This is a genomic window from Pseudomonas sp. MD330_10, assembly GCF_042610415.1.
Taxonomy (GTDB): domain Bacteria; phylum Pseudomonadota; class Gammaproteobacteria; order Pseudomonadales; family Pseudomonadaceae; genus Aquipseudomonas; species Aquipseudomonas rhodesiae.
In genome coordinates, this window is the sequence record NZ_JBHGZU010000012.1 from 107,248 (window position 1) to 132,023 (window position 24,776).

The 24,776-nt window shown below is 59.8% G+C and carries 26 protein-coding genes; 17 read left to right on the forward strand and 9 right to left on the reverse strand.

Translation table 11 applies throughout. From position 1 onward, the window contains the following. The first annotated feature begins 2 nt into the window (after nucleotides 1–2). The 13 genes from ACFZPT_RS18855 (at nucleotide 3) to ACFZPT_RS18915 (ending at nucleotide 13,048) form a co-directional block, all read left to right on the forward strand. On the forward strand, nucleotides 3–632 hold the full coding sequence (locus tag ACFZPT_RS18855; RefSeq protein WP_034101058.1) for a response regulator transcription factor: 630 nt from the start codon (nucleotides 3–5) through the stop codon (nucleotides 630–632). Between the two features lie 225 nt (nucleotides 633–857). Continuing rightward, entirely contained in the window at nucleotides 858–1,970 is a 1,113-nt protein-coding gene (locus ACFZPT_RS18860) for an ABC transporter ATP-binding protein (RefSeq protein ID WP_034101057.1), read from the forward strand. Between the two features lie 44 nt (nucleotides 1,971–2,014). Further along, nucleotides 2,015–3,055, forward strand: a complete 1,041-nt coding sequence (locus tag ACFZPT_RS18865; protein ID WP_034101055.1) for an ABC transporter substrate-binding protein — start codon at nucleotides 2,015–2,017, stop codon at nucleotides 3,053–3,055. Nucleotides 3,056–3,212: 157 nt separating this feature from the next. After that, complete coding sequence (locus ACFZPT_RS18870; RefSeq protein WP_034101053.1) at nucleotides 3,213–4,460, forward strand: ABC transporter permease; 1,248 nt, start codon at nucleotides 3,213–3,215, stop codon at nucleotides 4,458–4,460. Nucleotides 4,461–4,472: 12 nt separating this feature from the next. Continuing rightward, nucleotides 4,473–5,297, forward strand: coding sequence for an ABC transporter permease (locus ACFZPT_RS18875; RefSeq protein WP_034115270.1), 825 nt, complete (start codon nucleotides 4,473–4,475; stop codon nucleotides 5,295–5,297). Between the two features lie 140 nt (nucleotides 5,298–5,437). Further along, on the forward strand, nucleotides 5,438–6,586 hold the full coding sequence (locus ACFZPT_RS18880; RefSeq protein WP_034101051.1) for an iron-containing alcohol dehydrogenase: 1,149 nt from the start codon (nucleotides 5,438–5,440) through the stop codon (nucleotides 6,584–6,586). An 84-nt stretch (nucleotides 6,587–6,670) separates the two neighbouring features. Beyond that, nucleotides 6,671–7,345 carry a ribulose-phosphate 3-epimerase gene (gene rpe / locus ACFZPT_RS18885; RefSeq protein ID WP_034101050.1) on the forward strand — a complete coding sequence of 225 codons (675 nt, stop codon included), beginning with the start codon at nucleotides 6,671–6,673 and terminating at the stop codon, nucleotides 7,343–7,345. Next, entirely contained in the window at nucleotides 7,342–8,160 is an 819-nt protein-coding gene (locus ACFZPT_RS18890; protein WP_034115269.1) for a phosphoglycolate phosphatase, read from the forward strand. Before rpe ends, ACFZPT_RS18890 begins: the two co-directional genes overlap by 4 nt. A 71-nt stretch (nucleotides 8,161–8,231) precedes the next feature. Beyond that, nucleotides 8,232–9,713, forward strand: coding sequence for an anthranilate synthase component I (gene trpE, locus ACFZPT_RS18895; protein WP_034115268.1), 1,482 nt, complete (start codon nucleotides 8,232–8,234; stop codon nucleotides 9,711–9,713). 9 nt (nucleotides 9,714–9,722) lie between these two features. Continuing rightward, nucleotides 9,723–10,316: an aminodeoxychorismate/anthranilate synthase component II gene (locus ACFZPT_RS18900; RefSeq protein ID WP_034101046.1), complete on the forward strand. Its 594-nt coding sequence runs from the start codon at nucleotides 9,723–9,725 to the stop codon at nucleotides 10,314–10,316. A 9-nt stretch (nucleotides 10,317–10,325) separates the two neighbouring features. Next, nucleotides 10,326–11,375, forward strand: coding sequence for an anthranilate phosphoribosyltransferase (gene trpD / locus ACFZPT_RS18905; RefSeq protein WP_034115267.1), 1,050 nt, complete (start codon nucleotides 10,326–10,328; stop codon nucleotides 11,373–11,375). After that, nucleotides 11,372–12,208, forward strand: a complete 837-nt coding sequence (trpC, locus tag ACFZPT_RS18910; RefSeq protein WP_034115266.1) for an indole-3-glycerol phosphate synthase TrpC — start codon at nucleotides 11,372–11,374, stop codon at nucleotides 12,206–12,208. The genes trpD and trpC overlap by 4 nt, the downstream gene beginning before the upstream one ends. A 144-nt stretch (nucleotides 12,209–12,352) precedes the next feature. Then, on the forward strand, nucleotides 12,353–13,048 hold the full coding sequence (locus ACFZPT_RS18915) for a lipoate--protein ligase family protein (protein ID WP_034115265.1): 696 nt from the start codon (nucleotides 12,353–12,355) through the stop codon (nucleotides 13,046–13,048). Here ACFZPT_RS18915 and crp read toward each other — a convergent pair. Next, nucleotides 13,045–13,689 carry a cAMP-activated global transcriptional regulator CRP gene (crp, locus tag ACFZPT_RS18920; protein ID WP_034101041.1) on the reverse strand — a complete coding sequence of 215 codons (645 nt, stop codon included), beginning with the start codon at nucleotides 13,687–13,689 and terminating at the stop codon, nucleotides 13,045–13,047. The genes ACFZPT_RS18915 and crp overlap by 4 nt on opposite strands. Before the next feature lie 246 nt (nucleotides 13,690–13,935). Here crp and ACFZPT_RS18925 point away from each other — a divergent pair, with 246 nt between their 5' ends. Then, entirely contained in the window at nucleotides 13,936–14,358 is a 423-nt protein-coding gene (locus ACFZPT_RS18925) for an OsmC family protein (RefSeq protein ID WP_034101039.1), read from the forward strand. Nucleotides 14,359–14,420: 62 nt separating this feature from the next. Here the strand turns inward: ACFZPT_RS18925 and coq7 are convergent, their stop codons facing one another. The 6 genes from coq7 to hemJ form a co-directional block, all read right to left on the reverse strand. Next, a complete protein-coding gene (gene coq7, locus ACFZPT_RS18930) occupies nucleotides 14,421–15,068 on the reverse strand; it encodes a 2-polyprenyl-3-methyl-6-methoxy-1,4-benzoquinone monooxygenase (RefSeq protein WP_034115264.1) in 648 nt (215 codons plus the stop codon). A 117-nt stretch (nucleotides 15,069–15,185) separates the two neighbouring features. Continuing rightward, the gene (locus tag ACFZPT_RS18935) at nucleotides 15,186–15,524 is read right to left on the reverse strand and encodes a histidine triad nucleotide-binding protein (protein WP_034101037.1); all 339 of its coding nucleotides are present in this window, start codon (nucleotides 15,522–15,524) and stop codon (nucleotides 15,186–15,188) included. Between the two features lie 46 nt (nucleotides 15,525–15,570). After that, nucleotides 15,571–16,359: an SDR family oxidoreductase gene (locus tag ACFZPT_RS18940; protein WP_034101036.1), complete on the reverse strand. Its 789-nt coding sequence runs from the start codon at nucleotides 16,357–16,359 to the stop codon at nucleotides 15,571–15,573. A 62-nt stretch (nucleotides 16,360–16,421) separates the two neighbouring features. Next, the gene (locus ACFZPT_RS18945) at nucleotides 16,422–17,384 is read right to left on the reverse strand and encodes a DUF805 domain-containing protein (RefSeq protein WP_034101035.1); all 963 of its coding nucleotides are present in this window, start codon (nucleotides 17,382–17,384) and stop codon (nucleotides 16,422–16,424) included. Between the two features lie 71 nt (nucleotides 17,385–17,455). Further along, complete coding sequence (locus ACFZPT_RS18950) at nucleotides 17,456–18,418, reverse strand: nitronate monooxygenase family protein (protein ID WP_034115263.1); 963 nt, start codon at nucleotides 18,416–18,418, stop codon at nucleotides 17,456–17,458. A 24-nt stretch (nucleotides 18,419–18,442) separates the two neighbouring features. After that, nucleotides 18,443–18,871 carry a protoporphyrinogen oxidase HemJ gene (gene hemJ, locus ACFZPT_RS18955; protein ID WP_034101032.1) on the reverse strand — a complete coding sequence of 143 codons (429 nt, stop codon included), beginning with the start codon at nucleotides 18,869–18,871 and terminating at the stop codon, nucleotides 18,443–18,445. 135 nt (nucleotides 18,872–19,006) lie between these two features. Between hemJ and argC the strand changes: the two genes are divergently transcribed. Both argC and erpA read left to right on the forward strand, forming a co-directional pair. Further along, nucleotides 19,007–20,041 (forward strand): N-acetyl-gamma-glutamyl-phosphate reductase, encoded by a 1,035-nt coding sequence (gene argC, locus ACFZPT_RS18960; RefSeq protein WP_034115262.1) that lies wholly within the window; start codon nucleotides 19,007–19,009, stop codon nucleotides 20,039–20,041. Nucleotides 20,042–20,205: 164 nt separating this feature from the next. Beyond that, nucleotides 20,206–20,556, forward strand: a complete 351-nt coding sequence (erpA, locus tag ACFZPT_RS18965; RefSeq protein ID WP_007906865.1) for an iron-sulfur cluster insertion protein ErpA — start codon at nucleotides 20,206–20,208, stop codon at nucleotides 20,554–20,556. Between the two features lie 65 nt (nucleotides 20,557–20,621). On the opposite strand, the gene ACFZPT_RS18970 is transcribed toward erpA, so the two are convergent. Together ACFZPT_RS18970 and ACFZPT_RS18975 are read right to left on the reverse strand one after the other, a co-directional pair. Continuing rightward, a complete protein-coding gene (locus tag ACFZPT_RS18970; protein ID WP_034115261.1) occupies nucleotides 20,622–21,713 on the reverse strand; it encodes an anhydro-N-acetylmuramic acid kinase in 1,092 nt (363 codons plus the stop codon). Between the two features lie 3 nt (nucleotides 21,714–21,716). Further along, nucleotides 21,717–23,135 (reverse strand): peptidoglycan DD-metalloendopeptidase family protein, encoded by a 1,419-nt coding sequence (locus tag ACFZPT_RS18975; RefSeq protein WP_034101027.1) that lies wholly within the window; start codon nucleotides 23,133–23,135, stop codon nucleotides 21,717–21,719. 211 nt (nucleotides 23,136–23,346) lie between these two features. On the opposite strand from ACFZPT_RS18975, the gene tyrS reads away from it, so the two are divergent. Further along, on the forward strand, nucleotides 23,347–24,546 hold the full coding sequence (gene tyrS / locus ACFZPT_RS18980; RefSeq protein WP_034101026.1) for a tyrosine--tRNA ligase: 1,200 nt from the start codon (nucleotides 23,347–23,349) through the stop codon (nucleotides 24,544–24,546). The last annotated feature ends 230 nt before the right edge of the window (nucleotides 24,547–24,776 follow it).

The following is a 24,776-nucleotide window of genomic DNA, read 5'->3' on the forward strand; positions in this document are numbered from 1 at the left end:
TTGTGATCCGTGTACTGGTAGCCGAAGACCACACCATCGTCCGTGAAGGCATCAAGCAATTGATCGGCCTGGCCAAAGACCTGCAGGTGGTGGGAGAGGCGAGCAATGGCGAGCAGTTATTGGAGACGTTGCGCCACGTCGCCTGTGAGGTGGTGCTGCTGGACATCTCCATGCCGGGCGTCAATGGCCTGGAAGCGATTGCGCGGATTCGGGCATTGAACAACCCGCCGGCGATCCTGGTGCTGTCGATGCATGACGAAGCGCAGATGGCCGCGCGGGCCTTGAAGGTCGGCGCCGCCGGCTACGCCACCAAGGACAGTGATCCGGCGTTGCTGCTGACGGCGATTCGCAAGGTAGCGGCCGGTGGGCGCTATATCGACCCGGACCTGGCCGACCGGATGGTCTTCGAAGTCGGCCTCACCGATGCCCGCCCACTGCATTCATTGCTTTCGGAGCGCGAGTTCTCGGTGTTCGAACGCCTGGCGCAGGGCGCCAATGTCAATGACATCGCCCAGCAACTGGCCCTCAGCAGCAAGACCATCAGCACCCACAAGGCGCGCCTGATGCAGAAGCTTAATATCACCTCCCTGGCCGAGCTGGTGCGGTACGCCATGGAACACAAGCTTCTGTAGCGGCATATCTATTTGCGACACCCCGCAAAACCGCGCCGCACCCATTCTTGTCGCTTGCAGCGGGGTTCTTGCCGCCGCACTGTCCAGTGCCCGCCATCGGTGTAGGGCGATCCCTACCCCCAGCCTTCCAACCGGCTGATGAGATTCTCTCCTGGCCCCCGATTTCCGGGGCCTCGCCCCTGGACTACGCTTGTGCCACAGCAGTCCAAAATAAAAGGTGCGGGTATGAGCGAGGTGGATTCAAATGATGTGCTGGTCAGCTTTCGTGGCGTGCAGAAGAGCTACGACGGCGAGAACCTGATCGTCAAAGACCTCAACCTGGAGATCCGCAAGGGCGAGTTCCTCACCTTGCTCGGGCCTTCAGGGTCGGGCAAGACCACCAGCCTGATGATGCTCGCCGGCTTCGAAACCCCGACCGCCGGTGAGATCCAGCTGGCCGGGCGCTCTATCAACAACGTGCCGCCGCATAAGCGCGATATCGGCATGGTGTTCCAAAACTACGCGTTGTTCCCGCACATGACCGTCGCCGAGAACCTGGGGTTCCCGCTGTCGGTGCGCGGTTTGAGCAAGACCGACATCAGCGAGCGCGTCAAACGCGTGCTGAGCATGGTCCAGCTCGACGCCTTCGCCCAGCGCTACCCGGCGCAGCTCTCCGGCGGTCAGCAACAGCGCGTGGCCTTGGCCCGAGCGCTGGTGTTCGAACCGCAACTAGTGCTGATGGACGAACCCCTCGGCGCCCTCGACAAACAACTGCGCGAACACATGCAGATGGAGATCAAGCACCTACACCAGCGCCTCGGTGTGACCGTGGTGTACGTGACCCACGACCAGGGCGAAGCCTTGACCATGTCCGACCGCGTTGCGGTGTTCCACCAGGGCGAGATCCAGCAGATAGCCGCGCCGCGCACCCTGTATGAAGAGCCGAAGAACACCTTCGTGGCTAACTTCATTGGCGAAAACAACCGTCTCAACGGTCGCCTGCACAGCCGCAGCGGCGAACGCTGCGTGGTGGAGCTGGCGCGGGGCGAGAAGGTTGAGGCGCTGGCGGTGAACGTCGGCCAGGTCGGCGGCCCGGTGACGTTGTCGGTGCGCCCGGAGCGCGTCAGCCTCAATGGCTCCAGCGAAAGCTGCGTCAACCGCTTCTCGGGGCGTGTGGCGGAATTTATCTACCTGGGCGACCACGTGCGGGTGCGCCTGGAAGTCTGCGGCAAGACCGATTTTTTTGTGAAACAACCGATCGCCGAGCTGGACCCAGCCCTGGCAGTCGGCGACGTGGTACCGATTGGCTGGCAAGTCGAGCACGTTCGCGCACTCGACCCACTTCTAGAGGCGAATTGATCGCCCCCATGGCTTCACCAACCCTGCACGTGGAGAGAACAACAATGTTGAGATCCCTGAAGTATTCGGCCCTGGCAATTGGCTTGATGGGCGCAACGCACGCCATGGCCGGCCCGGACCTGACCGTCGTGTCATTTGGCGGCGCGAACAAGGCGGCACAGGTCAAGGCCTTCTATGCACCGTGGGAAAGCGCGGGCAACGGCAAGATCGTCGCCGGTGAGTACAACGGTGAGATGGCCAAGGTCAAAGCCATGGTCGACACCAAGAGCGTGTCCTGGGACCTGGTGGAAGTGGAGTCGCCGGAACTGTCCCGCGGTTGCGACGAAGACATGTTCGAGCCACTGGACCCGAAACTGTTCGGCGACAGCGCGAACTACGTGAAGGGCGCGATCCAGCCGTGCGGCGTGGGCTTCTTCGTTTGGTCGACGGTGTTGGCCTACAACGCTGACAAACTGGCCTCCGCGCCAACCAGCTGGGCGGATTTCTGGGACACCAAGAAATTCCCGGGCAAGCGCGGCCTGCGCAAAGGCGCCAAGTACACCTTGGAATTTGCATTGATGGCCGACGGCGTCGCACCCAAAGACGTCTACAAAGTGCTGGCCGGCAAAGATGGCCAGGACCGTGCGTTCAAAAAGCTCGATGAACTCAAACCGTCGATCCAGTGGTGGGAAGCCGGCGCGCAACCGCCGCAGTACCTGGCCTCTGGTGACGTAGTGATGAGCTCGGCCTACAACGGTCGTATCGCCGCCGTGCAGAAAGAAAGCAACCTGAAAGTGGTGTGGAACGGCGGTATCTACGACTTCGACGCCTGGGCCATTCCAAAAGGCCTGGCCAAGGACCGCGCCGAAGCGGCGAAAAAATTCATCGCCTTCTCGGTTGCGCCGCAGCAGCAGAAGACCTACTCGGAAAACATTGCCTACGGCCCAGCCAACACCCAAGCCGTACCGCTGCTGGCCAAGGACATCCTCAAGGACATGCCGACCACCCCGGAAAACATCGCCAACCAGGTGCAGATTGACGTGAGCTTCTGGGCTGATAACGGTGAGCAGCTCGAACAGCGTTTCAACTCCTGGGCTGCGAAGTAACACCGCATAACCCTGTGGGAGGGGGCTTGCCCCCGATGATGGCGACCCAGTCGATACATGTGTTGACTGAACCTCTGCCATCGGGGGCAAGCCCCCTCCCGCAAGGGATTTCTTGTGTGTGAAAGATTGCATTCATTTTCAAGATTCGGAGTCAGCCATGGCCATCGCCGTTCCCTCGAACGAGGTCAACAGCCCCACCCTCAAGCAGCGCCTGGCGCGTGCCGAGCGGCTCAATCGCTGGAAAGCCCAAGCGTTGATTGCGCCGCTGGTGCTGTTCCTGCTGTTGGTGTTTCTGGTGCCAATCGTCGCATTGCTCTACAAAAGCGTCGGTAACCCAGAAGTGGTAGGCGGTTTGCCGCGGACCGTGGTGGCGGTGAAAACCTGGGATGGGCGTGGTCTGCCGGGCGAACCGGTGTATCAGGCACTCAGCGAAGATTTGGGCGAAGCGCGCAAAAATCAGACCCTGGGCGATCTGTCCAAACGCTTGAACATGGAACTGGCCGGCTATCGCAGCCTGCTGACCAAAACCGCACGGGCGCTGCCGTTTACCGAAGTGCCCGGGTCTTATAAAGAGGCGTTGGAAAACCTCGACGAGCGCTGGGGCGACCCGGCGTACTGGCAGGCGATCCGGCGCAACACCAACAGCTTTACGCCGTTCTATCTGCTAGCGGCGGTGGATCACCGCATCGATGACCTCGGCGAAGTGGCTCCGGCCACCCCGGATCAGGCGATCTACCTGGATATCTTCGCCCGTACGTTCTGGATGGGCCTGGTGATCACCGCCATCTGCTTACTGCTGGCGTACCCGCTGGCGTACCTGCTGGCCAATCTGCCGGCACGCAAAAGTAACTTGTTGATGATTCTGGTGCTGTTGCCGTTCTGGACCTCGATCCTGGTGCGGGTGGCGGCGTGGATCGTGCTGCTGCAATCCGGCGGGCTGATCAACAGCGCCCTGCTGAGCATGGGGCTGATCGATAAACCCCTGGAGTTGGTGTTCAACCGCACTGGGGTCTACATCTCCATGGTGCACATTCTGCTGCCGTTCATGATCCTGCCGATCTACAGCGTGATGAAGGGGATCTCGCCAACCTACATGCGCGCGGCGATTTCCCTGGGCTGCCACCCGTTCACCAGTTTCTGGCGCGTGTACTTCCCGCAGACCTACGCCGGCGTCGGCGCCGGTTGCCTGCTGGTGTTCATTCTGGCGATTGGTTACTACATCACCCCGGCGCTGCTGGGCAGCCCGAACGACCAGATGGTCAGCTACTTCGTGGCCTTCTACACCAACACCAGCATCAACTGGGGCATGGCCACGGCACTGGGCGGCTTGCTGCTGCTGGCGACCGTATTGCTGTACCTGATCTACAACCGGCTGGTCGGCGCCAGCCGCCTGCGCCTGAGCTAAGGAGACCTTGCGATGCTGAGCCCTTATATGTCACCGGTGGAACGGGTGTGGTTTTACAGCTTGCGGATTCTCTGCGGCCTGATCCTGCTGTTTCTGATACTGCCAGTGCTGGTGATCATCCCCCTGTCGTTCAACAGCGGCAGCTTTCTGGTGTACCCGCTGCAAGGCTTCTCTCTGCACTGGTACCAAGATTTCTTCGCCTCGGCGGAGTGGATGCGCGCCCTGAAAAACAGCATCATCGTCGCCCCGGCGGCCACGGTGCTGGCCATGGTCTTCGGCACCTTGGCGGCCATCGGCCTGACCCGCGGCGACTTCCCCGGTAAGGCGCTGGTGATGGCTTTGGTGATTTCGCCGATGGTCGTGCCGGTGGTGATCATCGGCGTGGCCAGCTACCTGTTCTTCGCGCCGCTGGGCCTGGGCAATAGCTTCTTCTCGCTGATCGTGGTGCATGCGGTGTTGGGTGTGCCGTTCGTGATCATCACCGTGTCGGCCACTTTGCAGGGCTTCAACCATAACCTGGTGCGGGCGGCGGCCAGCCTGGGGGCGTCGCCGTTGACCGCATTCCGTCGGGTGACGTTGCCGCTGATTGCGCCGGGGGTAATTTCCGGAGCGCTGTTCGCGTTCGCCACTTCGTTCGATGAGGTGGTGGTGACGCTGTTCCTCGCCGGCCCCGAGCAAGCGACCTTGCCGCGCCAGATGTTCAGCGGCATCCGCGAAAACCTCAGCCCCACCATTGCCGCGGCGGCGACGTTGTTGATTGCGTTCTCGGTATTGTTGCTGCTGACCCTGGAATGGCTGCGCGGGCGCAGTGAAAAACTGCGTACTGCTCAGGTGTAAAGTCCAGCGCAGAACCTATGTGGGAAGGGACACGCCTCCTCCCACATAGGTTCTGTGACCATTCAGCCGCTGAATGAAAGACAACCTGTTTCAGTCAGCTACTCTTGTGCCAGCCCATCCATCAAAAAGAGGCCGCGCACATGAGTACTTCCTCATTCAAGATCGCCCACAAACTGCTGACCGGCGCCGGTGCCATCGAGCAACTGGCCGCCGAGCTGACGCGCCTGGATGTGGATAACCCACTGATTGTCACCGATGCCGCACTGGTTCAGTCCGGCACGGTGGCCCTGGCTCTGGAGCATTTGGGCGGGCGCAGCTATGAGATTTTCGACCGCGTAAAACCCGACCCGGAAATCGCCATTGTCGAAGACTGCATGCAGGCGTACCGCGACGGCGGGCACGACGGTTTGATCGGCGTGGGCGGTGGCAGCGCCATCGACATTGCCAAGAGCGTGGCCGCTTATGCCGGTTACCACGGCGCGCTGGAGGATTTGTTCGGTGTTGACCAAGTGCCGCGCAAAGGCCCGCCGCTGATCGCGATTCCCACCACCGCCGGCACCGGCTCGGAGGTGACCAATGTGGCGATCCTCTCCGACAAGGCTGCCCAGTTGAAAAAAGGCATCGTCAGCGATTACCTATTGCCGGATGTCGCACTGATCAGCCCGCAAATGACCCTGACCTGCCCGCGCAGCGTCACCGCCGCCAGTGGCGTGGACGCGCTGGTGCACGCGATCGAATCCTACTTGTCGCTCAATGCCTCGCCGATCACCGATGCCCTGGCCATTGGCGCGATCAAGCTGATCGTCAACGCGTTGCCCAAGGCCTACGCCAATCCGGTTGACCTGAAGGCTCGTGACGACATGGCCACCGCCAGCCTGATGGCCGGCATGGCCTTTGGTAACGCCGGCGTGGGCGCGGTGCATGCCTTGGCGTACCCGCTGGGTGGGCGCTACAACGTCGGTCACGGCGTGAGTAATTCGTTGCTGCTGCCCTACGTGATGCAGTGGAATAAATTGGCGTGTGTCGAACGCATGCGCGACATCGCCGAGGCCATGGGCGTGAATGTGGCCGGCTTGAGTGTCAACGCTGCCGCCGATCAGGCCGTCGAGGCGATGACGCGCCTGTGCGCCGATGTGGAGATCCCCTCCGGGCTGCGCAGTTTCGGGGTAACCGAAGATGCCATCCCTGCCATGGCTGCGGAGGCGGCAGGTATTGAGCGCTTGATGCGCAACAACCCGCGCAAGCTCAGCGCGGCTGACATCGAGAAAATCTACCGGGCCGCCTACTAGCCATTGAGCCAGGTCACGGTGCGCGGGACAAAGCATGAGGTATACAATGCGCGCCATCGTGATTTAGCTCAGAAAAGGTGCGTCATGCAGCCCTTCGTCATTGCTCCATCGATTCTCTCCGCCGACTTCGCCCGCCTGGGCGAAGAAGTGGACAAGGTACTGGCCGCCGGCGCCGACTTCGTCCATTTCGATGTTATGGACAACCACTATGTGCCCAACCTGACCATCGGGCCGATGGTCTGCGCGGCGTTGCGCAAGTACGGCATCACCGCGCCTATCGACGCGCACCTGATGGTCAGCCCGGTGGATCGCATCATCGGCGACTTCGTTGAAGCCGGCGCCACTTACATCACCTTCCACCCGGAAGCCTCGCTGCACGTCGACCGCACCTTGCAACTGATCCGCGAAGGCGGCTGCAAGGCTGGCCTGGTGTTCAACCCGGCGACGCCGCTGGACGTGCTCAAGTACGTGATGGACAAGGTCGATATGGTGTTGCTGATGAGCGTCAACCCAGGCTTCGGCGGGCAGAAGTTCATCCCTGGCACCCTCGACAAGCTGCGCGAAGCCCGTGCACTGATCGACGCCTCCGGCCGTGATATCCGCCTGGAAATCGACGGTGGGGTGAACGTCAATAACATTCGCGAAATCGCCGCTGCCGGCGCTGACACCTTTGTGGCCGGCTCGGCGATCTTCAATGCCCCGGACTATCAGGAAGTTATCGCCAAGATGCGCGCTGAACTGGCGCTGGCGCGTCCATGAGCGGCTTTGAGCAGTTGTTCCCCGGCAAATTGCCACGGCTGGTGATGTTCGATCTGGACGGTACGTTGATCGATTCGGTGCCCGACCTGGCAGCGGCGGTGGACCACATGCTGCTCAAACTGGGGCGCAAGCCGGTGGGCATTGAGGCTGTGCGCGAATGGGTCGGCAACGGCGCGCAGATGCTCGTGCGCCGCGCCCTGGCCAATCACATCGATGCCGAAGGTGTCGATGAGGTCGAGGCCGAGCGGGCACTGGAATTGTTCAACGAAGCCTATGAAGGCAGCCACGAACTTACGGTGGTCTACCCCGGCGTGCGAGACACCCTCAAATGGTTGAGCAAACAGGGCGTGGAAATGGCCCTGATCACCAACAAGCCGGAGCGCTTTGTTGCGCCATTGTTGGACCAGATGAAAATCGGTCGTTATTTCCGCTGGATCATCGGCGGCGATACCTTGCCACAGAAAAAACCCGACCCAGCGGCGCTGTTTTTCGTGATGAAAATGGCCAATATCCCAGCCTCCCAGTCATTGTTCGTCGGCGATTCGCGCAATGACGTGCTGGCGGCCAAGGCGGCCGGCGTGCAGTGTGTGGCACTCAGTTACGGCTATAACCATGGTCGGCCGATTGCCGAAGAATCGCCGACATTGGTGATCGATGACCTGCGACTGCTAATCCCCGGTTGCTTGGGAGCGGGCGCTGAGATAACGTTGCCCGACATCGATCCGTCCCCTTCTGGAAATTCCATCGTGGTGGTCACTCGCAAACTCTGGATGAAAGTCATCAAGGCCCTGGCCCGCTGGCGTTGGCGCGCCTGACTGATCCTGGCCGCACCTGTGCGGCACGTTTGCCTACCTGACTGTTAGACCCTCACACCACGAGGCACCTCATGATCCGTGAAGAATTCCTGCGTTTGGCCGCTGCCGGCTATAACCGCATCCCCCTGGCCTGCGAAACCCTGGCCGACTTCGATACGCCGCTGTCGATCTACCTGAAACTGGCCGACGCCCCCAACTCCTATCTGTTGGAGTCGGTGCAGGGCGGCGAGAAATGGGGCCGTTACTCGATCATCGGCCTGCCGTGCCGCACTGTGCTGCGGGTTTACGACCATCACATCAGCATTACCCACGATGGCGTCGAGGTCGAAAGTCACGACGTAGAAGACCCGTTGGCCTTCGTCGAAGCGTTCAAGGCGCGCTATAACGTGCCGACCATCGCCGGCCTGCCGCGTTTCAACGGTGGCCTGGTGGGGTATTTCGGCTACGACTGCGTGCGCTATGTGGAGCAACGCCTGGGCAAGTGCCCAAACCCCGATCCTTTGGGCGTGCCGGACATTCTGCTGATGGTCTCCGACGCAGTGGTGGTGTTCGATAACCTCGCCGGCAAGATGCACGCCATTGTCCTCGCCGACCCGGCCCAGGCGGACGCGTTCGAGCAAGGCCTGGCCAGCCTCGAAGCCCTGCTGGAAAAGCTGCGGCAGCCGATCACCCCGCGTCGCGGCCTGGACCTCAGCCGTCCACCGGCGGCCGACCCGGTGTTCCGCTCCAGTTTCACCCAGTATGACTACGAGCGTGCGGTCGATACCATCAAGGAATACATCCTCGCCGGTGACTGCATGCAGGTAGTGCCGTCGCAGCGCATGTCCATCGACTTCAAGGCGGCGCCGATCGATCTGTATCGCGCGCTGCGCTGCTTCAACCCGACGCCGTACATGTACTTCTTCAACTTCGGTGACTTCCACGTGGTGGGCAGTTCGCCGGAGGTGCTGGTGCGCGTCGAAGACAACCTGATCACCGTGCGCCCGATTGCCGGCACGCGCCCGCGCGGCGCGACCGAAGAAGCGGATCTGGCCCTGGAAGAAGACCTGCTGAGCGACGACAAGGAAATCGCCGAGCACCTGATGCTGATCGACCTGGGCCGCAACGACACCGGGCGCGTCTCGGAAATCGGTTCGGTCAAACTCACCGAGAAGATGGTGATCGAGCGCTATTCCAACGTGATGCACATCGTGTCCAACGTTACCGGCGAGTTGAAAGCCGGGCTGACCGCGATGGACGCACTGCGGGCGATTCTGCCGGCAGGTACGTTATCGGGGGCGCCGAAGATCCGTGCGATGGAAATCATCGACGAGTTGGAACCGGTCAAACGCGGCGTGTACGGCGGCGCGGTCGGCTATTTCGCCTGGAACGGCAACATGGACACCGCGATTGCGATCCGCACCGCAGTGATCAAGGACGGGGAGCTGCATGTACAGGCCGGTGGCGGAATCGTCGCCGACTCGGTGCCGGCCCTCGAATGGGAAGAAACCCTGAACAAGCGCCGCGCAATGTTCCGCGCTGTGGCGCTGGCCGAACAGACCCCCAATTCCTGAGGTTTCCCCATGTTGCTGATGATTGATAACTACGACTCCTTTACCTACAACGTGGTGCAGTACCTGGGCGAGCTGGGTGCCGAGGTCAAGGTGGTGCGCAACGACGAACTGACCGTGGCTGAAATCGCCGCGCTGAACCCCGAACGCATCGTGGTTTCGCCAGGCCCTTGCACGCCGACCGAGGCGGGTATTTCCCTCGAAGCGATTAAGTATTTCGCCGGCAAGCTGCCGATCCTGGGCGTGTGCCTGGGGCACCAGTCCATCGGCCAGGCCTTTGGCGGTGATGTGGTGCGCGCGCGCCAGGTAATGCACGGCAAGACCAGCCCGGTGTTTCATAACAATGTGGGGGTTTTTCAGGGCCTGAACCTGCCGGTGACGGTCACCCGCTACCATTCACTGGTAGTCAAACGCGAGACTTTGCCGGAGTGCCTGGAACTGACCGCCTGGACCCAGCTGGAAGACGGCTCCGTCGACGAGATCATGGGGCTGCGCCACAAAACACTGAATGTCGAAGGGGTGCAATTCCATCCCGAGTCGATCCTCACCGAGCAGGGCTACGAGCTGTTCGCTAACTTTCTCAAGCAAAGCGGCGGCACGCGCTAAGGACTTTCCATGGATATCAAGACTGCCCTGAGCCGTATCGTCGGCCATCTGGACCTGAGCACCGCTGAAATGAGCGATGTGATGCGTGAGATCATGACCGGTCAATGCACCGACGCGCAGATCGGCGCCTTTATGATGGCCATGCGCATGAAGAGCGAGAGCATCGACGAGATCGTCGGTGCCGTGTCGGTGATGCGCGAGCTGGCGGACAAGGTCGAACTCAAGACCCTCGACGGCGTGGTGGATGTGGTCGGCACCGGTGGTGACGGCGCGAATATTTTCAACGTATCGACGGCTTCGTCTTTTGTCGTGGCGGCGGCGGGTTGCACTGTGGCCAAGCACGGCAACCGTGCGGTGTCCGGCAAGAGCGGCAGCGCCGACTTGCTCGAAGCGGCCGGGATCTACCTGAACCTGACCCCGGTACAAGTGGCGCGCTGCATCGACAGCGTCGGCATCGGCTTTATGTTTGCCCAGTCCCACCACGGTGCGATGAAGCACGCCGCAGGCCCACGTAAAGACCTGGGCCTGCGCACACTCTTCAACATGCTCGGCCCGCTTACGAATCCGGCCGGTGTAAAGCATCAGGTGGTTGGGGTGTTCAGCCAAGCGTTGTGCCGGCCATTGGCAGAAGTGCTGCAGCGCTTGGGCAGCAAGCATGTGCTGGTGGTGCATTCCAAGGATGGCCTGGACGAGTTCAGCCTGGCGGCGCCGACCTTTGTCGCCGAGCTCAAGAATGATCAAGTCACCGAATATTGGGTCGAGCCTGAAGACTTGGGCATGAAGAGCCAGAGCCTGCACGGCCTGGCGGTGGAAAGCCCGGCGGCATCGTTGGAACTGATTCGTGATGCTTTGGGGCGTCGTAAGACCGAAAACGGCCAAAAGGCTGCGGAGATGATTGTTCTGAATGCTGGCGCGGCACTTTACGCAGCAGACCATGCCTATAGTCTTAAGGAAGGTGTCGAATTGGCCCACGATGCACTGCACACCGGTCTGGCTCGCGAGAAGCTCGAAGAGCTGGGAGCATTCACTGCCGTATTCAAGATGGAGAATGAAGGATGAGCGTGCCGACCGTTCTGGAAAAGATCCTGGCCCGCAAGGCAGAAGAAGTCGCCGAGCGCCGCGCCCGTGTCAGCCTGGCTGAACTGGAGACCCAAGCGAAAGCTGCGGATGCGCCGCGCGGGTTCGCCAAGGCTTTGATCGATCAGGCCAAAAAGAAGCAGCCTGCGGTGATCGCCGAGATCAAAAAAGCCTCGCCGAGCAAAGGCGTGATCCGTGAGCACTTCGTGCCTGCCGAGATCGCCGTCAGCTACGAAAAGGGCGGGGCGACATGCCTGTCCGTGCTCACCGATATCGACTACTTCCAAGGCGCCGACCTGTTCCTGCAACAGGCTCGTGCCGCATGCAAGTTGCCAGTGATCCGCAAGGATTTCATGGTCGACCCGTACCAGATCGTCGAAGCCCGTGCCTTGGGCGCCGACTGTGTGCTGTTGATCGTTTCCGCGCTGGATGACGTGAAGATGGCCGAACTGGCTGCCGTGGCCAAAAGCGTCGGCCTGGATGTGCTGGTGGAAGTGCACGATGGCGATGAGCTGGAGCGTGCGTTGAAAACCCTCGACACACCGCTGGTGGGGGTCAACAACCGTAACCTGCATACTTTTGACGTCAGCCTGGAAACCACCCTCGACCTGCTGCCGCGTATTCCGCGCGACCGTTTGGTGGTGACCGAAAGCGGCATCCTCAACCGCGCTGATGTGGAACTGATGGAAATCAGCAATGTGTACTCGTTTCTGGTCGGCGAGGCGTTCATGCGCGCTGAGAATCCAGGGGCGGAGTTGCAGCGCTTGTTCTTCCCGGAGCGCGGTGTACCGGTCAGCGGTTCCACTCTCGATTGATTTGAAACGCGATCAAAGTGGGGAGAGGGGGCTTGCCCCCGATGGCGGCGATTCAGTGGGAGCATCCTTGACTGACATCCCGCTATCGGGGGCAAGCCCCCTCTCACATTTGGGTTTGTGTTTGTTCAGATAGGTAGGTGCTCGTTGATCCAGCCAGTGTCGATGCGTGTTGAAGCAGGTCTTGCCGCGGAGCAAGCCTTATTGGCCGCCGTTTGCGCGGGTGAGCAGCCGTTTGGGTTGTTGTTCTGGCAGCCCAGCGATCAGGCATTGGTGATGCCACGCCGCTTGAGCAGATTGCCTGCTTTCGATGTCGCCAGTCGCGTGTCTGCGGATGCCGGTTGGCCGGTGCTCTTGCGCGAAACTGGCGGCGAACCGGTGCCGCAGACCAGCGCTACGGTCAACATTGCGCTGGTCTATGCACCGCCACGTAGCGAAGGCGATCAGAATCGCATCGAGACCGGTTACCAGCGTTTGTGCCAGCCGATCTGCGATCTGTTGATGGAGTTGGGCGGCGACGCCTCCGTCGGGGAAATCGAAGGTGCCTTCTGCGACGGTCGTTACAACGTCAACCTCAATGGCCGCAAAATGGTCGGCACCGCCCAACGGTGGCGTCAGAGCGGCGGCCGCCCGGTAGGGTTGGTGCATGGGGCGTTGTTACTGGAAAACGATCGCGAAGAACTGATCGCGGCGGTCAATCGCTTCAACCAAGCCTGCGGTCTGGAGCAGCGAGTCCGTGCCGACCGTCACATCGCCTTGCATGAGGCGTTCCCTGCGCCGGATGCCATTAGTCGATTGGATACGCTGTACCGTCAGATGCTGGCCAGCTTTATGCCGGTCTAGCGAGTGCCGAACACCACCATCGTCTTGCCTTTAACGTGCACCAGGTTGCGTTCTTCCAAGTCCTTGAGTACGCGACCGACCATTTCCCTCGAACAACCGACAATGCGCCCGATTTCCTGGCGCGTGACTTTAATTTGCATGCCATCGGGGTGGGTCATGGCATCCGGCTGCTTGCACAACTCCAGCAGGCAACGGGCCACGCGCCCGGTGACGTCGAAGAACGCCAAGTCGCCGACCTTGCGCGTGGTGTCGCGCAGGCGTTGGGCAATCTGGCCGCTGAGGGCGTAAAGAATATCGGGATCGTGTTGCGCCAGTTCGCGGAATTTAGCGTAACTGATCTCCGCCACGTCGCATTCCACCTTCGCGCGCACCCAGGCGCTGCGTTCCTGTTCCTTGCCGGCTTGTTCGAACAGGCCCAGTTCGCCGAAAAAGTCCCCGGTGTTGAGGTAGGCAATGATCATTTCCCGGCCATCTTCATCCTCGATCAGGATGGTGACGGAGCCCTTGACGATAAAGAACAGCGTTTCGGAACGCTCGCCGGCACAGATGATGTTGTGCTTGGCCGGATAACGTCGGCGTTGGCAGTGCATCAGCAACTTGTCGATGTTCTTGATCTTGGGTATGGGAGTAAGGGCAACCATGGTTGTATCCCGAAAAGGCGTCGCAAAGGGGTTGGCGTTGTTGTATGCAGCGTATCGGCACAGAGACAAGCTGGATAAAGTGTGGCAATGAGCCATCGATTTGACGCCAGCTTAACAGACACATTCTGACTCGATTAGGGAATTTACCGAGCAAACCCTGTTATCGATTCACTTTCATGGGATGCACTGCCGTGATCGGCCCCTGTGCTAAGCTGGCGGCCCTTTTTAAGCAGTGGAGTCTGGGCGATGAAGGCACGCATACAATGGGCGGGCGAAGCCATGTTCCTCGGTGAGTCGGGCAGTGGCCATGTGGTGGTCATGGATGGCCCGCCGGAAGCCGGTGGCCGTAACCTGGGTGTACGCCCGATGGAAATGCTCCTGCTGGGTGTAGGTGGTTGCAGCAATTTCGATGTGGTCAGCATCCTGAAAAAATCCCGTCAGGCCGTGGAAAGCTGCGAAGCCTTCCTGGACGCCGAGCGCGCCAGCGAAGATCCGAAGGTCTTCACCAAGATCCATATGCACTTCGTGGTGAAAGGCCGGGGGTTGAAAGAGGCTCAGGTCAAACGTGCCATCGAATTGTCGGCGGAGAAATACTGCTCGGCGTCGATCATGTTGGGCGCGGCCGGTGTGGCCATTACCCATGATTACGAAATCGTCGAGTTGGGTTGATAACCCGTCGACCAAAGAAAAGGGCGCTTTGAAAGCGCCCTTTTTTGCGTCTGCCGTTTGGGTCAGATGCGGTACGTGCTTTTGGTCATGACCTTGGCCAGCAGGCTCATGCCGAAGCGTACCGGTGCCGGGAAGCGGAAGCCGCCCGCGTCCAGTGCGCTTTCGGCGTGGTGTTCTTCGTCGACGCGCATCTGTTCAAGAATGGCGCGGGACTTTTCGTCTTCACTGGGCAGTTGTTCCAGATGCTCGTCCAGGTGCTTGCACACCTGATGTTCCGTGGCCGCGACGAAACCGAGGCTGACCTTGTCGCTGACCAGGCCCGCCACGGCGCCGATGCCAAACGATAAACCGTAGAACAGCGGGTTCAGCACGCTCGGGTGGCTGCCCAGTTGACGGATGCGCTGTTCGCACCACGCCAGGTGGTCGATTTCCTCCTCTGCCGCATGTTCCATGGCCGCGCGCACTTGCGGCAGCTTGGCGGTCAGGGCCTGCCCCTGATACAGCGCCTGGGCACACACTTCGCCGGTATGGTTGATGCGCATCAAACCGGCGACGTGACGGGTGTCGGCCTCGTTCATCTGCACATCGGGCTGCAGCAGGGCGGGCGATGGGCGGTAAGGTTGGCCGCTGAAGGGCAGCAGCGTGCGCATGGCCGTATCGGCTTGCAGCAACAGACGGTCAATCGGCGAGTAGTGACGTTGGGTAGTCATGCTGACCTCCGGGAAGAATCTCGGCGGCCAGTTTACCGCAAGAGAGAGGGGCGCGTTTGCGCTGCGTCAAGGGCATGGGGTCGCAGCCTTGAGACTTGACCCCGGCTTATCGGGCGATCAGCCCGGCGGCCAGTTCATCTGGCGCTGACCCAGTACGTGCATATGGATGTGATAAACCGTTTGTCCGCCCATCTCATTGCAATTCATGACCACGCGGAAACCTTCTTCGCAACCCAGCTCCAGGGCCAGGCGCTGGGCAGTGAACAGGATATGGCCGGCCAGACCTTTATCGGCCTCGGTGAGGTCGTTCAACGTACGGATAGGCTTTTTCGGAATCACCAGAAAATGCACCGGTGCCTGCGGGGCGATGTCGTGGAAAGCGAGGACTTGATCATCTTCGTAGATGATCTTCGCGGGTATTTCTCTGTTGATGATCTTGGTGAACAGAGTATCCACAGCGGTTTCTCCATGATGAAAAGGCAGGTTGAGTGTACTCAGGCGCTCAGCGGGGGCAATAGGCCTTATTGATTGCGCCGGCGATCTTGCGGGTCAGCCAGCGCGGGCTGAATCGAGGGCTGAATGCCAGCCAGCGGTTGCGTCGCCCGGGAATAATGATGGCTTTGTTCTTTTCCAGCGCGCGTACGGTGTAGAGCGCCACTTCCTCCGGGCTCATCAACTGGTCACTGCGTTCGAGCTTGGCGGCGTCCATGTTTGCCGTGCCGAAAAACGCGGTGCGCGTCGGCCCCGGGCACAGCACCGAGACCTTGATGCCGCAGCTTTTCAGCTCTTCGCGCAGGCCCTCGGAAAAATGCAGCACATACGCCTTGCTGGCGTAATAACTGCTCATCCACGGGCCTGGCTGAAAAGCCGCAATCGAGGCGACGTTGAGAATCTGCCCGCCGCCCTGTAACGCCATGGCATTCCCCAAGGCATGACACATGCGGGTCAGGGCTAGGATGTTGACTTCGATCAGATCCTGCTCGGTCATCCAGTCCTGAGCCAGAAACGGCCCGCTGGTACCGATGCCGGCGCAGTTCACCAGCAGATCGATCTGCCGCTCGCCTTCTTCAAGCTCCAGCAGAAACCCGGATAAACGTAGCGGCTCGCCCAGGTCACAGGCGCGAAACAGCACCTCTACGCCAAAGCGTTGAGTCAATTCGATTGCAATGCTTTCCAACTGATCACGCTGGCGGGCCACCAGAATCAAGCTGCGACCGCGGCGGGCCAATGCTTCGGCCAAAGCCAGGCCAATGCCACTGGAGGCACCGGTGATCAGAGCGTAACGGGTCATGCGTTTCTCCATCGCAACGTCCCGTGCCGGTGATTGGGGCATCACCGACACGGGGCGTTTCTTTACTGATCTGGAGAGTCTACAGGGTCGGCCGCTTCGTCAGCACTTTGCGTGTCTTCTTCCTCGACGGTACCGCTCTGGTCGGCGTCCTCGTCGTACGTCATGGAGCTGCTTTCGTAGCTGCTGTCCACGTTGCTTTCGAGTTGATCGAGATAGCCGTTCATCCCCAGGCCGACCACGATGATCAACATCAAAGGGATAAACGCCAGCCACAGCGAAGCCAGGACTTTGACCGCGGTGGAGTTGCGCGGCGGAGGCGCGCCGTATTGGTTGGCGCCTGTGTTACCCGGCAATACCAGCAGTAGCAGCGGGAAAATGCTGTTGACCAGCGGAACGAGGTTAAGCAAATACAACCAGCCGGACCAGCCCAGGTCGTGCAAGCGCTGCACGCCGATCTGCACGCTCACGACGACCAGCGCCACGAACAGTGCGAAACCCAGCAGCGAGCCGAGGATGATGGCGATAGTCGGCGAGGCAGTCGCCACGGCAAAACCCACGGTGCTCAGGATGCCGGCTGCCACAAGCATTGCGACGGTAAGTACCAGCGTCCATGCCAGGTACCGCAGGCGACCGATGCGCCCATTGATGGTGAACACTTTGAGGGTGGCATATTCCGGCAGGTTGTCACCCACGGCAGCCCGTGGCGGCGCGTACGGTGATGCGGCGGGGCTGGAGAAATCGGTGGAGCCGGAATCCGTTTCGTGGGTTTCGGCGAGACTGAAGGCCACCGGCTGCTCGGCTTCGATGCGTGCATCGACCCCGGCGTTTTTCAGCGCGGTCAGGTAGGTTTCGGCGTCTGGCCGGGACAGGTCGCGTTTGAGCGCGACGGTGCGGCCGGTGAAGAGTTTTTCGATGGCCTCTACGTCACTTTTGAACAATTCGGCCAGGTTCAGCTTGGCCGTGGTGCTTTCGACACCCGGGAGCAAGGCTCCATCAAACACAATCTTGAAACGGTTGTCGCTCATGCGGGCATCCTTGTCATTCAAACATTAGGGGAGTGCAGGCCCGTGCCAATTCGCGGGCCTTGCAGGGTTGTTCAGCGTGGCCAGTGTAACTGTGTCGCCTGTGTTTGCGCCTCGCGGTATTCGGCATTCAGGCGGGCAACGAGTTCATCGACGCTGGGTAAATCATCAATCTCACCGACACCTTGGCCGGCGGACCAAACAGTCTTCCAGGCCTTGGCTTCGTCGTTCAACGGTTTGAGCTTGGAGCCAAAGTTGACTTCACCTTTGCCTTGCAACGCATTTAAGTCGAAACCGGCGTTTTCCAGGCTCTGGCGCATAAAGCTTGCAGGCACGCCGGAGACAGCGGGAGTGTGCACGATGTCAGCGGCGCGCGATGTGAGCAGCATCTCTTTATACGCATCCGGAGCGTGGCTTTCGGTGGTGCCGATAAAACGGGTGCCCAGATAGGCCAGGTCTGCGCCCATGATTTGAGCAGCGAGAATCTCATGCCCGTGGTTGAGGCAGCCTGCCAGCAGTACGGTTTTATCGAAGAATTGACGGATCTCGGCGATCAGCGCGAACGGGCTCCAGGTCCCGGCATGACCACCGGCGCCGGCGGCCACGGCGATCAGGCCATCCACGCCGGCTTCGGCGGCTTTTTCGGCGTGCCGCCGGGTAGTGACGTCATGAAACACCAGGCCGCCGTAGCTGTGCACCGCGTCCACCACCTCTTTGACCGCGCCGAGGCTGGTGATGACGATCGGCACTTTGTGCGCGACGCAGATCGCTAAGTCGGCCTCAAGGCGTGGGTTGCTGCCATGCACGATCAGGTTGACGGCATAGGGCGCGGGGCTATCCAACTGCGCCAGACCCGCTTCGATTTCTTTCAGCCAGGCTTTGAAACCGCTGCTTTCACGCTGGTTGAGCGCCGGAAAGCTGCCGACGATCCCGTTGCGGCAACACGCCAGGACCAGCTGTGGGTTGGAAATCAGAAACATCGGCGCAGCCACCACGGGTAGGCGCAGACGTTGTTCGAGCAGAGCGGGCAGCGACATTGGATGTACCCCGATTGATTGACGTTAGAACGGTTTGACCACCACCAAAATTACGACAGCCAGCAATATCAGAACTGGAACTTCATTGAACCAGCGATAAAAGACATGGCTGCGGGTGTTTTCGCCACGGGCAAAACGTTTTACCTGAGCGCCGCACATATGGTGGTAACCGATCAGCAGCACGACCAGGGTCAGCTTGGCGTGAATCCAGCCGCCCGTGCTGAAGATGCCGGGGTTCAGCGCAATCAGCCAGATGCCGAAGACAAGGCTGGCAAGCATCGCCGGATTCATGATACCGCGGTACAGCTTGCGCTCCATGATGCTGAAGCGTTCCTTGCTGATGGTGTCCTCGCTTTGAGCGTGGTAGACGAACAGGCGTGGCAGGTAGAACAGCGCTGCAAACCAGCAGACGATGCTGACGATGTGGAAGGCTTTGACCCATAGATAGAGCATTTTTAGTTATTCCCAGGTTCACGGTAGCGAGGATAGTAGTGGCAGATGCGTCCATACGTCACGTTGGCGGTTGTCGCAGATCGATGCGGCCCCTATTATCGACGGCTTTCCAGTGGGTTCGTTGAGGGCAGGTTTATGGTCAAGGTCGGTATCGTCGGCGGCACGGGTTACACCGGTGTCGAATTGCTGCGTCTGTTGGCTCAGCATCCGCAAGCTGAGGTGGTGGTCATCACCTCCCGATCCGAGGCGGGCCTGGCTGTGGCGGATATGTACCCGAACCTGCGCGGCCATTACGACGGCCTGGCGTTCAGCGTCCCGGACACCCAAACCTTAGGCGCCTGCGATGTGGTTTTCTTCGCCACACCCCATGGCGTCGCCCATGCACTGGCCGGCGAGTTGCTGGCTGCCGGGACCAAGGTCATCGATCTGTCGGCGGACTTCCGTCTGCAGGACGCCGACGAATGGGCCAAGTGGTACGGTCAGCCTCACGGCGCACCGCAGTTGTTGGAAGAGGCGGTATACGGTCTGCCGGAAGTCAATCGTGAGCAGATCAAGCAGGCGCGTCTGATCGCCGTGCCGGGTTGCTATCCAACCGCAACTCAGTTGGGGTTCCTGCCGTTGCTCGAAGCCGGCCTGGCGGATGCGTCGCGCCTGATCGCTGATTGCAAATCAGGTGTCAGTGGCGCCGGGCGCGGCGCCGCGGTGGGTTCTTTGTACTCCGAGACGTCGGAAAGCATGAAGGCCTACGCGGTAAAAGGGCATCGTCACTTGCCGGAAATCCGTCAGGGTCTGCGTCGCGCTGCCGGTAAGGACGTTGGGCTGACCTTCGTGCCGCACTTGACCCCCATGATCCGTGGTATCCACTCCACGCTCTACGCGACCGTGACCGATCGTTCGGTAGACCTGCAGGCACTGTTTGAAAAACGCTATGCCAATGAGCCGTTCGTCGACGTAATGCCAGCCGGCAGCCATCCGGAAACCCGCAGCGTACGTGGTGCCAATGTGTGCCGGATCGCCGTGCATCGCCCGCAGGACGGTGACTTGGTCGTGGTGCTGTCGGTGATTGATAACTTGGTCAAAGGCGCGTCAGGCCAGGCAGTACAGAACATGAACATCCTGTTTGGCCTAGATGAGAAGCTGGGCTTGTCCCATGCGGGCATGTTGCCGTAAGGACGTCTGTTGCTTTGCAAAAGGCCCGTTGATCGGGCCTTTTGTGTTTTTAAGCCCTGCCGAGCAGATTGATATACCGTAACAATAGTTGACCGCTTTTCTAGGAGAAGCGGATAATGCCCGCCATTACGCATATGGCGGCGCGACGCCGGGAGATTATCAGCATGAGCGTTGAATCCTTCACCCCCACGGCTTTGCAATTCACCCACGGTGCTGCGCACAAGGTGAAGAGCCTGGTCGATGAAGAGGGTAATGATCGCTTGAAGCTGCGCGTATTCGTTACGGGCGGCGGTTGTTCAGGGTTTCAATACGGTTTTACCTTCGATGAGGAAGTGGCCGATGACGACACCATCGTTGAGCGCGAGGGTGTAAGCCTGGTCGTCGATCCGATGAGCTTCCAGTACCTGGCTGGCGCTGAGGTGGACTATCAGGAAGGTCTGGAAGGGTCGCGTTTTGTGATCAAAAACCCTAATGCCACCACCACCTGTGGTTGCGGGTCTTCGTTCTCGATCTAATCGATAGCGCATACAAAAACGCCGCTTGGCTTTGATCGGCCAAGCGGCGTTTTGCTGTCTGGGGTTCAGGCGGGATAGATCGCGCCGAGTATTCTCAGCCCGCGCGCGCCGGTGACGCTTGGGCGGTTAGCGGGGATACCTTCCAGGCAGCAGTGTGCCAGCCACGCAAATGCCATGGCTTCTACCCAATCCGGGTCAACGCCGTATGGAGCGGTTGTGCTGACGTGAGTGGAGGGCAGTAGATCGGCCAGGCGGTTCATCAGTGTGGTGTTATGGGCGCCACCGCCACAGACCAGTAGGGTTTCAGTGTGGCTTTGTGCTGCTCGCAGAGACTCGACGATGGTCAGCGACGTAAATTCCAGCAAGGTTGCCTGGACATCTTGGGGAGCGAACGTCGGTAGGCGGGCAAGGTGTTGTTGCAGCCAATCCAGATTGAATACTTCACGGCCGGTGCTTTTCGGACCCTTGGTCAAGAAGAATGGATCGCTGAGCAGTGTGCTGAGCAACTGCTGCTCAACGTTCCCGCTGGCGGCCCACTGACCATCACGGTCAAAGTGTTCGCCCCGTTGCCAATGAATCCACGCATCCAGCAGTACGTTGCCTGGTCCGCAGTCGAAGCCCGCGACGGGCTTGTCGGTCTCGATCAGGCTGAGGTTGCTGAACCCGCCCACATTCAACACCGCGCGATTGCCAGTGCGCTCGCCAAACAGTGCCTCATGGAAGGCCGGTACCAGCGGCGCGCCTTGGCCACCCGCAGCCACATCGCGGCTGCGGAAGTCGCTGACGACGGTGATTCCGGTCAATTCAGTGAGCAGTGCTGGGTTGCCGATCTGGACCGTAAAGCCGCGGGAAGGCTCGTGGCGAATTGTCTGGCCGTGGCTGCCGATCGCGCGAATGTCCGTCGGTTTGAGCGCCTGCTGCTCCAGCAAGGCATGAATGCCTTGGGCAGCGAGCGCTACCCAGTGTTGTTGGGCGATGGCCGAGCGGGCAATTTCGTCTGGGCCGCTGGCGCACAGGCTCAGGAGGTCAGCGCGCAGCGTATCTGGCATCGGGATGTAGTGAGTGGCGATCAACTTGATCGCCGAGTCTTGTTCGATCAGCGCGATGTCCAGGCCATCCAGGCTGGTTCCGGACATCACTCCAATATAGCGCGGCATCGCTTAGCGCTTCGCCGATGCCAGCAGGGTAGAGCGCTCCTGATCCATGCGCGCCATCAGCGGTTGGCTCTGTTGCATGAAGCGTGCGCGCTCGGCCTTGGCGATGGGGTCGGCCATCGGCAGCTTCTGGCCCAGTGGGTCGACGTGAACGCCGTTGACCTGGAATTCATAATGCAAGTGCGGACCAGTGGATAGGCCGGTGGTGCCGATATAGCCGATCACCTGGCCTTGCTTCACGGTGCCGCCAGTCGTCACGCCTTTGGCGAACCCTTGCATGTGGCCATATAGCGTGCGGTAAGTGTTGCCGTGCTGGATGATCACGGTGTTGCCATAACCGCCTCGACGGCCGGCCAGCAAGACCTTGCCATCGCCGGCAGCCTTGATCGGCGTGCCGCGCGGGGCAGCATAGTCGACACCTTTGTGGGCGCGGATCTTGTTCAGGATCGGATGTTTACGACCCATGGAGAAGCGCGAGCTGATGCGCGCGAAGTCTACCGGGGTACGGATGAAGGCCTTGCGCATGCTGTTGCCATCAGCGGTGTAGTAGCTGGTGTTGCCTTGTTTGTTGGTGTAGCGCACAGCGGTGTAGGTTTTGCCGCGATTGGTGAAGCGCGCGGAAAGAATGTTGCCGGTGCCGACCACTTTGCCGTTGGCGACTTTCTGCTCGTAGATCACGTCGAATTCATCACCCTGGCGGATGTCCTGGGCGAAGTCGATGTCGTAGCCAAACACGTTGGCCATATCCATGGTCATGTTGTGTGACAAGCCGGCGCGGGCGGCGGATTGCGAAAGCGAGCTGTTGATCACGCCGTGAACATAGGCGGAGCGCATCACTGGCTTGGTGGTGATGCGATTGAAGGCATAGCCTTTGGCGCCCTTGGTCAGCGTAATGCTTTCCAGGTCGCTGAGATTGGTGTGCAGGTTGCTCAGTTGGCCATCTGGGGTCAGTTCGAATTCAAGCTTCTGGCCACGTTTGAGCTGGGTGAATTGCTTGGCTTGCTTATCGCTGGCAAGCACTTCGGTTACGGATGCGGCCGGGAGGCCAACCTTTTCGAACAAGGTAGACAGCGTGTCACCTTTAGACACGATCACTTCGCGGTGTTGCGGGTTTTTCGCAGGGGTTGCAGCCGGCGTGGGCTGGCTCTGAGCGGCTTGCTGAGTGTCCTCGGGAGAGCTTTCTATCTGAGCGAAGGGTGATTCGACGGGAGCATTTGTGGCTTGTTGAACGTCAGAAGCGTCTTGATCTTGTGTCAGTTGTTCAGCCGGAGTCTCCAAGTCAAGGCTCAGAGACGTCCGTTTGGCTTCCACGTCACTGGAAGGGAATACCAGGAGTGCCAGGCTGAGAAGAGCGGCGATACCACTTGCGGCGAGCAGGTGGGTCTTCGGGTAAAGCGGCGGCGCTTTAGACGGTTCAGTGGTCATAAGTAATTTTGACTTTGAAAAGATGAAATGGAAAAGATGAATGACATGATGAAGATGAAATAACTGTATAAAATATAACCAAATCATCTGTGGCGCAAGCTCGCGAACGCTGGGCTTGCTGAACGGTGTCCGTTCGCAGGGCAAAACTTGTAATTAGTCCCTGATCTTGTATGGTTGGTTCCCTTTTGAATCTGAGCCTTGCGGGTCTGTTATGAAGTCGGTTGAAGAGCAGCTAGCGCTGATAAAACGTGGTGCGGAAGAACTGTTGGTCGAAGCTGAGCTGATTGAAAAGCTCAAGCGCGGCCAGCCCCTGCGTATCAAGGCCGGCTTTGATCCGACGGCGCCTGATCTGCACCTAGGGCACACCGTGCTTATTAATAAGCTACGTCAGTTCCAAGAGCTGGGGCACCAGGTGATCTTCCTTATAGGTGATTTTACCGGGATGATTGGTGATCCCAGTGGCAAGAGCGCGACGCGCCCTCCGTTGACGCGCGAGCAGGTTCTCGACAATGCCGAGACCTACAAAACCCAAGTGTTCAAGATTCTCGACCCAGCCAAGACCGAAGTGGCCTTCAACTCCACTTGGATGGATCAGATGGGGCCGGCAGACTTTATCCGTCTGACCTCCCAGTACACCGTGGCACGCATGCTGGAGCGCGATGATTTCGACAAGCGCTACTCCACCAATCAGCCGATCGCGATCCACGAGTTCCTCTATCCGCTGGTTCAGGGGTACGACTCGGTAGCGTTGCGCGCGGACGTTGAGCTGGGTGGTACGGATCAGAAGTTCAATCTCCTGATGGGGCGCGAGCTGCAGCGCGCTTATGGGCAGGAGGCTCAGTGCATTCTGACCATGCCTCTATTGGAGGGATTGGATGGTGTTAAGAAGATGTCCAAGTCCTTGGGCAATTACGTGGGCATCCAGGAAGCACCGGGTGTGATGTACGGAAAGCTTGTGTCGATTCCTGATGCGTTGATGTGGCGCTACTTCGAACTGTTGAGCTTCCGCTCGATGGATGAGATTAATGCACTGCGTGCTGAGGTTGAAGCAGGGGCCAACCCTCGTGACGTGAAAATCAAGCTGGCCGAAGAGATCGTTGCGCGCTTTCATGGTGAGGAGGCTGCTGCCAGTGCTCATCGTGCTGCGGGCAATCGTATGAAGGAGGGCGAGTTGCCTGACGACCTGCCGGAGGTCGAGCTGACTGCGACTGAGGCAATGCCAATCGCGGCTGTCCTTAATAAGGCAGGCTTGGTGAAGAACTCGGCGGTTGCGCGTGATCTTTTGGGGTCGGGTGGTGTGCGAGTTGATGGTGAGGTTGTGGATCGCTCCTTTATATATCAGCTGGGTGCGACCCATGTTTGCCAGGCTGGCAAGAAGGCATTTGCGCGTATTACGCTCAAATCGGACTAATCCTGAAATTAAGTGTTGACGGCGAATTATATCTGTCTATAATTCCCCCCACTTCCGGCGCAGTCGAAACGGAAAACTCCTTGGTAAACAAAGGGTTACGCAAGATTCGACAGCGGATCGCTTCAGTTCATCGAAGCCCAGAAGGAGTTGGTAGAGCAGTGTTGTTTGGCTCTATTAACGTTTCGATCTTCTCGATCGAAAGCGGAGAAAAAGAGGTGTTGACAGCAGCG

What these genes read in the sequence shown, in the direction of transcription:
- ACFZPT_RS18860 (WP_034101057.1), top strand. Translation starts at nt 858, where the DNA reads ATGAGCGAGGTGGATTCAAATGATGTGCTGGTCAGCTTTCGTGGCGTG.
- ACFZPT_RS18865 (WP_034101055.1), top strand. Translation starts at nt 2,015, where the DNA reads ATGTTGAGATCCCTGAAGTATTCGGCCCTGGCAATTGGCTTGATGGGC.
- ACFZPT_RS18870 (WP_034101053.1), top strand. Translation starts at nt 3,213, where the DNA reads ATGGCCATCGCCGTTCCCTCGAACGAGGTCAACAGCCCCACCCTCAAG.
- ACFZPT_RS18875 (WP_034115270.1), top strand. Translation starts at nt 4,473, where the DNA reads ATGCTGAGCCCTTATATGTCACCGGTGGAACGGGTGTGGTTTTACAGC.
- ACFZPT_RS18880 (WP_034101051.1), top strand. Translation starts at nt 5,438, where the DNA reads ATGAGTACTTCCTCATTCAAGATCGCCCACAAACTGCTGACCGGCGCC.
- rpe (WP_034101050.1), top strand. Translation starts at nt 6,671, where the DNA reads ATGCAGCCCTTCGTCATTGCTCCATCGATTCTCTCCGCCGACTTCGCC.
- ACFZPT_RS18890 (WP_034115269.1), top strand. Translation starts at nt 7,342, where the DNA reads ATGAGCGGCTTTGAGCAGTTGTTCCCCGGCAAATTGCCACGGCTGGTG.
- trpE (WP_034115268.1), top strand. Translation starts at nt 8,232, where the DNA reads ATGATCCGTGAAGAATTCCTGCGTTTGGCCGCTGCCGGCTATAACCGC.
- ACFZPT_RS18900 (WP_034101046.1), top strand. Translation starts at nt 9,723, where the DNA reads ATGTTGCTGATGATTGATAACTACGACTCCTTTACCTACAACGTGGTG.
- trpD (WP_034115267.1), top strand. Translation starts at nt 10,326, where the DNA reads ATGGATATCAAGACTGCCCTGAGCCGTATCGTCGGCCATCTGGACCTG.
- trpC (WP_034115266.1), top strand. Translation starts at nt 11,372, where the DNA reads ATGAGCGTGCCGACCGTTCTGGAAAAGATCCTGGCCCGCAAGGCAGAA.
- crp (WP_034101041.1), bottom strand. Translation starts at nt 13,689, where the DNA reads ATGGTTGCCCTTACTCCCATACCCAAGATCAAGAACATCGACAAGTTG.
- ACFZPT_RS18925 (WP_034101039.1), top strand. Translation starts at nt 13,936, where the DNA reads ATGAAGGCACGCATACAATGGGCGGGCGAAGCCATGTTCCTCGGTGAG.
- coq7 (WP_034115264.1), bottom strand. Translation starts at nt 15,068, where the DNA reads ATGACTACCCAACGTCACTACTCGCCGATTGACCGTCTGTTGCTGCAA.
- ACFZPT_RS18940 (WP_034101036.1), bottom strand. Translation starts at nt 16,359, where the DNA reads ATGACCCGTTACGCTCTGATCACCGGTGCCTCCAGTGGCATTGGCCTG.
- ACFZPT_RS18945 (WP_034101035.1), bottom strand. Translation starts at nt 17,384, where the DNA reads ATGAGCGACAACCGTTTCAAGATTGTGTTTGATGGAGCCTTGCTCCCG.
- ACFZPT_RS18950 (WP_034115263.1), bottom strand. Translation starts at nt 18,418, where the DNA reads ATGTCGCTGCCCGCTCTGCTCGAACAACGTCTGCGCCTACCCGTGGTG.
- hemJ (WP_034101032.1), bottom strand. Translation starts at nt 18,871, where the DNA reads ATGCTCTATCTATGGGTCAAAGCCTTCCACATCGTCAGCATCGTCTGC.
- argC (WP_034115262.1), top strand. Translation starts at nt 19,007, where the DNA reads ATGGTCAAGGTCGGTATCGTCGGCGGCACGGGTTACACCGGTGTCGAA.
- erpA (WP_007906865.1), top strand. Translation starts at nt 20,206, where the DNA reads ATGAGCGTTGAATCCTTCACCCCCACGGCTTTGCAATTCACCCACGGT.
- ACFZPT_RS18970 (WP_034115261.1), bottom strand. Translation starts at nt 21,713, where the DNA reads ATGCCGCGCTATATTGGAGTGATGTCCGGAACCAGCCTGGATGGCCTG.
- ACFZPT_RS18975 (WP_034101027.1), bottom strand. Translation starts at nt 23,135, where the DNA reads ATGACCACTGAACCGTCTAAAGCGCCGCCGCTTTACCCGAAGACCCAC.
- tyrS (WP_034101026.1), top strand. Translation starts at nt 23,347, where the DNA reads ATGAAGTCGGTTGAAGAGCAGCTAGCGCTGATAAAACGTGGTGCGGAA.